The organism is Vibrio sp. MM46, from assembly GCF_027587135.1.
GTDB classification, from domain to species: domain Bacteria; phylum Pseudomonadota; class Gammaproteobacteria; order Enterobacterales; family Vibrionaceae; genus Vibrio; species Vibrio harveyi.
In genome coordinates, this window is the sequence record NZ_JAPPTO010000049.1 from 1 (window position 1) to 7,152 (window position 7,152).

At 41.1% G+C, this 7,152-nt stretch carries 6 protein-coding genes and 2 pseudogenes; 4 read left to right on the plus strand and 4 right to left on the minus strand.

Going from position 1 to position 7,152, the window contains the following annotated elements:
• Positions 1–660 (plus strand): annotated as a pseudogene (locus tag OH459_RS27215) (transposase); the annotation flags it as partial.
• 260 nt (positions 661–920) lie between these two features.
• Complete coding sequence (locus OH459_RS27220) at positions 921–1,577, plus strand: DUF2726 domain-containing protein (RefSeq protein WP_269989644.1); 657 nt, start codon at positions 921–923, stop codon at positions 1,575–1,577.
• Between the two features lie 130 nt (positions 1,578–1,707).
• On the opposite strand, the gene OH459_RS27225 is transcribed toward OH459_RS27220, so the two are convergent.
• The gene (locus OH459_RS27225) at positions 1,708–2,565 is read right to left on the minus strand and encodes an endo alpha-1,4 polygalactosaminidase (RefSeq protein ID WP_017191295.1); all 858 of its coding nucleotides are present in this window, start codon (positions 2,563–2,565) and stop codon (positions 1,708–1,710) included.
• Positions 2,566–2,653: 88 nt separating this feature from the next.
• Here OH459_RS27225 and OH459_RS27230 point away from each other — a divergent pair.
• Positions 2,654–3,049, plus strand: a pseudogene (locus OH459_RS27230) (IS630 family transposase); the annotation flags it as partial.
• Between the two features lie 291 nt (positions 3,050–3,340).
• On the opposite strand, the gene OH459_RS27235 reads toward OH459_RS27230, so the two are convergent.
• The 3 genes from OH459_RS27235 to OH459_RS27245 form a co-directional block, all read right to left on the minus strand.
• Complete coding sequence (locus OH459_RS27235; RefSeq protein WP_017191297.1) at positions 3,341–3,610, minus strand: hypothetical protein; 270 nt, start codon at positions 3,608–3,610, stop codon at positions 3,341–3,343.
• A gap of 468 nt (positions 3,611–4,078) precedes the next feature.
• Positions 4,079–4,699, minus strand: coding sequence for an OmpA family protein (locus OH459_RS27240; protein WP_017191298.1), 621 nt, complete (start codon positions 4,697–4,699; stop codon positions 4,079–4,081).
• A 2-nt stretch (positions 4,700–4,701) separates the two neighbouring features.
• The gene (locus OH459_RS27245; RefSeq protein ID WP_188052516.1) at positions 4,702–6,012 is read right to left on the minus strand and encodes a TolC family outer membrane protein; all 1,311 of its coding nucleotides are present in this window, start codon (positions 6,010–6,012) and stop codon (positions 4,702–4,704) included.
• A gap of 357 nt (positions 6,013–6,369) precedes the next feature.
• On the opposite strand from OH459_RS27245, the gene OH459_RS27250 reads away from it, so the two are divergent.
• Positions 6,370–7,152, plus strand: a 783-nt coding sequence (locus tag OH459_RS27250) for a cadherin-like domain-containing protein (RefSeq protein ID WP_269989649.1), incomplete at its 3' end; no start/stop codon positions are given.

A 7,152-nucleotide genomic window follows, 5' to 3' on the forward strand; every position in this document is an offset into this window, starting at 1 on the left:
CTGTCACGAGTAACAGTTCGACGATGGATACAGTCGAAGACTTTTCCTGAAATATCAAGTAAACCACCTAGACCTAAGCTCATCGATTCATAGAGTGATTGGCTAGAAAAACAGCTACAAAGCGGTTACTGCAATGCAAGTCAGCTATGGCAAGAAATGGTCGAAGCTGGGTTTACAGGCAGTGTTAGTACAGTGAGGTATGAAGTAACCAGGCTCAGAAAAGGCAAGGTCTATCCAGTTATTGTTCCTACACGTATACCATCAGCATCCCGAATCAGTCGCTGGCTTACACCTTGGAGAATAATACGAGGAGAAGAAAGTTATACATCAAGATTTATAAGTCGGATGTGTGACAAAGAGCCTCAGCTCAAATTAGCGCAGAAACTAGCTTTAGAGTTCTACAAGATACTCAAAACAAAGAACAAAAGGTCATTACACCGATGGTTCGAACGTGTTAGTGATAGTGGACTGATCGACCTTCAACGAGTTGCTAAAGGGATGGAGGCAGACTTACCTGCGGTTAATGAAGCTGTCATTAGTCATTGGAGCAATGGTGTCGTTGAAGGGCACGTAAATCGTTTGAAGATGTTAAAGCGCCAAATGTATGGCCGCGCGGGTTTCGAATTATTGAGATGTAGAGTAATGAGTCCTCTGGCGTGATTTTATGCACCTTAGTTGCGGAAGACCCAATTTTAAACTGGCGTTGACAATGGTTCTTAACGTATCGAATCAGCATAAAATCACCCAGTGCTGTATATATATACATATTGGCAATAGCATATTGATAGGTGAAGACTTTCGCCCATAATTACTATCCGTAGTGATGCTTTTGCTTTTCTGGGTGTAGTTATTCCTTAGATTTGCCAAGTTTACATATGCTACAATTTGCGCTTTGCTTGCTTAATAGAATGGAGCTCTAAGTGTCAGAATTAATAATAATTTTATCTATTTCATGCATCGTATATCTGATGATTAAGGGAGGAAGAAAGAACAAGGGAATAAATAGACATAGACGCCGGATGGGGCAGGAAACCCCACCTTTCCAGAAAGACATAAGCAAACCACATTTCTATGAAGCTAAGTCAGGTTTAGGAAGTAGAGATCTAACTGTAGATGTTCCGATTCCTTCAGCTAGTAATACCAACACTACAACACAGGTCGTTGTCCCACATAAAAAAAGCACATACCTTGCCACCAAGACAGAGAGGAAGTTTTATAATGTTCTGCAAGACATCCTATCAGATGACTACGTTATCCATACGCAAGTCTCATTAATGGCGTTAGTGCAACCGTTGAACTTCAAAGATAATTCTAAGACATGGGCCAAACGCATGGACTATGTAATTACAGACAAAGAAACAAAAGTCTATGCAGTTATTGAACTAGACGACTCTAGCCATAGACAAAAGAAACGCCAAGAAAGAGATCATTACGTTAATAGTGTCTTAGAAGGTCTCCACCCATTGCTTAGGTTTGAAGCCAGAAGTGATTACGACAAGGGACATCTTACAAAGGTCATAGAACGAGACACTGACATCAAGTGCAAAGAGTACAAATCTGCTCTCCAGCATTGTTGATGAAAGTTTTCAACTCTCTCACCGCAATATTAGAAACGAGACATGGATAAGCATAAAGAGATCGATTTTGATAATCAGGTAAATTTATTTACCCCCAAAAGCCATTGGGGGTAGTTTTAAAGGTGATGGACTAGATGTTTGAGTTGATTTCCCTAGTGAGCAATTCGCGGCAATCTATTCTGTACTTATCATCTAAGTGAAGCGGCATTAAAAGTGATTGAAAACCATACTGCTCAAGATTGCGACACGAATTTGAGTATGAAGTCATTGATTCCGGCTTTGGGAACTGGGATTCTTCTGATTCTTCTATAGCATGAGGATATTCAACGTGGAAAACAGGCTTATTGTGGTTGATGAATAACGTCAGCACCTCGCATTCATCATATTGCAAGCATTCTTCGTTTACAGCGAAATCAAAATAATCTATCAAATCTTCGACTTGGTCTAAATCATTTTTCAAACCTACAGCTAGACCACGTTTATGAGCCTCTGTTGCAAGAAATCTGTTATATACAAGTTGATCCTCGTAAGTGAAATCTTTGTTATTTATATAAAGGTCTACATTATCGGGCTCTACAGCATCACAACCTTTTAATACTGCAAGGTCTAGCCTTTTTAACATAACTTCCCACACTCGTTTGTCTTTTATATTTAGCCAAATTTCGTCCCAACCTTCCATCTTACCAACTAGTAATTCCTTATGGAAAAGTGAAGGTGCATCTTCTCTCCAACTCTCAAAAGTGCCAGCAGAGAAGTAGCAAATAACTTTTTTTCCTGAACTTTGTAGTTGTCGTATTGTTGAAGTTTGAGTATCAAATAAATCAATATCGTAAGCATCGACCTGATAACTTGTATCCAAATCTCCTTTTAATTGCCATTGCCAAGTAGTATCTGCTGTCGGCTGCCAATGAGAGTTACAGCCTGACAATAATATGGTTAGTAATAGCGATAATTTTGGTTTAAAAGGATGTATTACATTAGGAACCATCTAGTTACTCCGTGTATTAATAAAACTATTGGCATAACTAGCATGAATGTTTTGATTGATTGTAATTTTTGTGTTTGTATGGAAGAAAGATCACCCAACTGACCAGTTTGAGACGATAGATAGCGAGAGTATTGTTCGCTTCTTTTGGAAGCTCAAGAAAGAGTGTTATCCACTAGAGCAAACCGTGCATATTGTGCTTGATGGCGTAGCCTATCATCGGACAGAAATGGTGAAGAATGCGGCAAAAGTGCTCAATATAGAGCTTCATTACTTGCCGCCATATAGTCCGAACTTAAATCCGATAGAGCGGCTTTGGAAAGTAATGAATGAGCATGTGAGGAACAATGTCTATTTTCCCTCCAAAGCAGCATTCACCTCTGCTATCAAAACGTTTTTTGATGTAACGCTCCCTGAAGTTGCAGGCTCACTCGCATCCAGAATTACAGATAATTTTCAGATATTGAAACCTGCATCTTCAAGTTGAACGGGTATAAATATCAAATTAAACATAGCTAGATAAGGTTGTTGTTGTTGTTTGTTATGACATGTTATAAATCATATGTTAAATTGACAAATTTGATGCCACTTTTAGGCTCCATGGACGGCAAACGCAATAGACGGTCTGAAAGTGGTATCTTCCTCTCCCAAAAACGTCCAGAATCATTCTGAAAGTTAATTACAGCTTTCTGCCAAATGTTAAACGCTTGTGATGCATTTTCATTTCGGCTCGATCTCGTTTCCTAAACCTCAAAATGATCAGTTTCTTAAAACATTGTCACACTTCAATAATTTGACTTTTAAACGGATGCGTACGATTAAGAAGTGATAAACGTGCAAACGAAAAAGTGCCGCATGAGTAAGCAACAAAAGAAATCGCTTTTACTACTGCATTTTCTAGAACTACGGTTTGGTAAACATGATCTTTGTTGACCGGAGCCAGTTCTCGCAACGTGCTTTTATCGTGAGTAACAACCAAGGATGCGCCGTGGCAAAGCGCGACCGGGCCGAATTTTACGGCATAGAAGCCGAGTTTTACTTTTTTCATGAGTACGTTGATAGGTTGAATTATTTTCGGAAGGGGAAGAATAGCGCACTCAGGATGGTCAGGATATCAATGAATTAATAGCGCCCTTGCTCGATGCGTAGCATCGCTACCTTGTTTACAAACGAAACGTGAGCTGCGATTGGATTCTACATCAATATCAGATGCCTGAACTGTCTGATATTTGCTCACACAAAGGAAAGGATATTTGCGATGAAGATTATTTGGGCAGTTACAAGGGAGAGTGATTTTTAGAGAACGGAATTTCATTCTCTCTTTCCGGCGGTTCTTCGATTCAGACGACGAGCAATGGGAATATTTTGGAGTATACCAACCAACAATAGGCTCTAAGAGCCTATCTCAGTAGGTGTTGTCTGAGTTAAATCAACACCTATTGAAAATATTGTAAATTAGTTCAACGCCGCCTATTCTGATCCAAAACTACACTAAAACTAGTTTCAACACGACCGTTTATAGTGTGTTTTCTGGAAGGGTGGTAAATATTGTCCACTCCCTTTTAATTTCACCTTTGTAGCCTACAACGGAAGCCGTTACACGACGGTTAAGTGCGTGGCTCACTTCGTCTGTTCCTTGTTGGGCAAGGTGAGTATCGCCATAGCCAACAATTCGAACACGATCTGGTTTGATACCGTAACTTAATAACGCAGAGCGCACTTTATTTGCTCGACGTTTTGATAGGTCTAAGTTATGAGAAGCGCCGCCTACCTTACTCGCATAGCCATGTAGCTCGATAGAGGTTGTCGGGTATTCTTTGAGAAACTCAGACAATTGGCGAATTTGGCGATGGAATACAGGGTTAATTTCATCAGAGTCGTTGGCGAACAATACACGGACTTGCATTTGTTCTGACGACTTTATGTACTCACCGCAACCATCATTGTCGATCTCTGACGTTGCCGGTGTGTCAGGGCAAAGGTCCCTTGCGTTAATCACGCCATCATCATCGTCATCTTGTAAGTCTGCAATTTGCTGAGCATTTGGTGTTTGCATGTATTCATACTCGTCTTCCGCAAATGCTTGGTTTGCTGCAACGATAAGACCCAACGAGAAAAGAATTTTTACTGCTTGCATAATTAGTACTCCACCTTCTGATTCCACTCAGTTGGAACATCAACGCGAAGCGCATTCAATAGTTGACCAGTCGCATTCATGACGCGATATTTGGCATATTGTTCTGCGTACTTCGCATCCAAGTAGTCTTTGCGAGCTTCAAACAATTCGTTTTCTGTGTTCAATAAGTCAAGTAGAGTACGTTGACCAATACGGTATTGTTTTTCGTACGCAATAACTGTCTCAGAAGCTGAATCTACGTGTTCGGACAAAAATTGCTTCTGTTGTTGTGTCAGATCCAGTGCGCTCCAAGATAGGCGTAAACCTTCTTCTACATTTCGATATGCGCGTTCACGTAAGTCTTTTGCTTTGTTCAACTGGTAGGCGAAACTTTCGGCATTTGCAGAGTCACTGCCACCATTGTATAAGTTGTAACGCATACGCAGCATCGCTGTTGTTTCATCACTGTTTCCTTCGATACCAGATGCGTCATCACGCCATGTTTGCGAAACTTCTATAGAAACGGTTGGGTAGTAGTTACCTTTAGACTGTTTGTACTGGAACCTAGCCGAATCAACATCCGCTTTTGAAATCTTAATCACTGGGTGAGAATTAAATGCCAAATCAATCGCATCATCTAATGTGTAAGGAATGAAGTTTTGATCTGCTCGAGGGAAGATAAGCCTTTGCGGATCCTTACCGACAAGGCGAGAGAAGATCGTGTGCGTATCAAACAAGTTGTTCTGAGCAGCTACCAAGTTACCATGTGCTTTAGCTAAGCGAGCTTCTACTTGCGTTAAGTCTGCTGTTGAACCAATACCTGAATCTACTCGTTTCTTGATATCTTGATAGATTTTCTTATGCACTCTCAGGTTATTTTCAGAAAGTGTCAGTACTTTATAGGCTTTAACGGCATCCAGGTAGACTTTGACTACCTCTAATGCTTTATCTTGAGCGTCTGCTAATAATTGGTAACGAACGGATTCAGCATCCGCAGCAGTACGGTCAATGTCATTAAGCGTCGCTGAGCCATCCCAAATAAGCTGAGTTAGCATAATTGTCGCTTCTTTTCGCGTTAAATCGGTAGACTTACGATTGCTCTCTGCTGGGTTTGTCCCTTCATATCCGACGCCTGCATCTAGATCGACAGAAGGAAGATAAGCACCGATCGAGGCTTCATTCACATACCGCTTACTTACGAATTCATTAAATGCACTTTTGATGTCTGGGTTGCTAATAAGTGCATTTTCAACCGCTTGCTCAAGTGTTTGTCCGAAAGTTGGGCTGACGGCAAACACACCAAAGCATATGGCGTTGAATCGAGTCCTCTTCACTCTGCTTCTCCTAGGTTTAGTCATTTCTGAAGGTGAGGCTTTGTTCTTATAAACAGGGGCTACTCTATCTACGTCAATAATATAACGCTCAATGTTATTAAATGCAATTAGTTGCCATTGTTGTGTATTTGGTTTTACAGTTTATGAGCTGTAGTTCCAATTCTTTTCTGGCTAAAGTCGTATTATTAAAATCTTAAACAGAATTAATGCACGTATCTTTGCGGTCGAATCTACGACAATAACCAGTAAATAATGTGCTCTTTTATTAGTAAAGTGTGATTAAGAAGTTAAAATTAATCATTTATGCGCTATTATTATGAGTCAAATTGTTGACAGTGTTTTATGTTCGAGGTTTATATGGATCGTACTTCCTTAGCTCCGGTTGGAGAGCGGTTAGCCGTAATAGATTTTAATGGGCAATTGAAGGTTCTTGCCGAGCATGAGCGACCAGTGCAGGGTGATCTGATCGTTGCAGCTATCGAAAATGAACCACAAAACCTTCAAGTTAAAGTTGCGACAGAAGAAGGCTCGCAAGACATCACTCAAGATGTTGCTCAAATTATTGATGCTCTTAGAGCCGGACAAGAGCCGACATTACTGAGTTTTGAGTTCGCCCCAGCTGCGGGTGAGAATGCCGGCTCCAGTTTTCAAGAAAGTGGGACCGTTGAGCGTACAGGAGCAGAAATACTTGCCAGTACTTGGTTTGAAACGATGGGGATCGCTGCTCTAGGCTTGTCTGAAACTCAAAGTCTATCGCTTGCGGAGCTTCTTTTGAGCGCGGCAAATTCAGATGATGCATTGCCAGCTATCAGCCCTCGACCTCCGGTAGCTAAAGATGACAGCGTTTTGACCGATGAAGACGCTTCGGTTTCCATCGATGTTTTGGCTAACGACCAAGACGCAGATAGCGACTCGTTAAGGATTGAATCGGCAACTGTTCCGGCAGAGCAAGGCACAGTAGAGATTATTGATGGAAAGTTGACATTTACGCCAGCCAAAGGCTTTAACGGTGAAGCGACTATTACTTATGTGGTAACTGATGGAGCGCTAACTGATGAAGCTACGGTGACTGTCACAGTTAACCCAGTAAACGACGCACCGACCATTGACGTTACCGCGGTTGATAGTGTGACTGAAGAT

What these genes read in the sequence shown, in the direction of transcription:
- OH459_RS27225 (WP_017191295.1), bottom strand. Translation starts at nt 2,565, where the DNA reads ATGGTTCCTAATGTAATACATCCTTTTAAACCAAAATTATCGCTATTA.
- OH459_RS27235 (WP_017191297.1), bottom strand. Translation starts at nt 3,610, where the DNA reads ATGAAAAAAGTAAAACTCGGCTTCTATGCCGTAAAATTCGGCCCGGTC.
- OH459_RS27240 (WP_017191298.1), bottom strand. Translation starts at nt 4,699, where the DNA reads ATGCAAGCAGTAAAAATTCTTTTCTCGTTGGGTCTTATCGTTGCAGCA.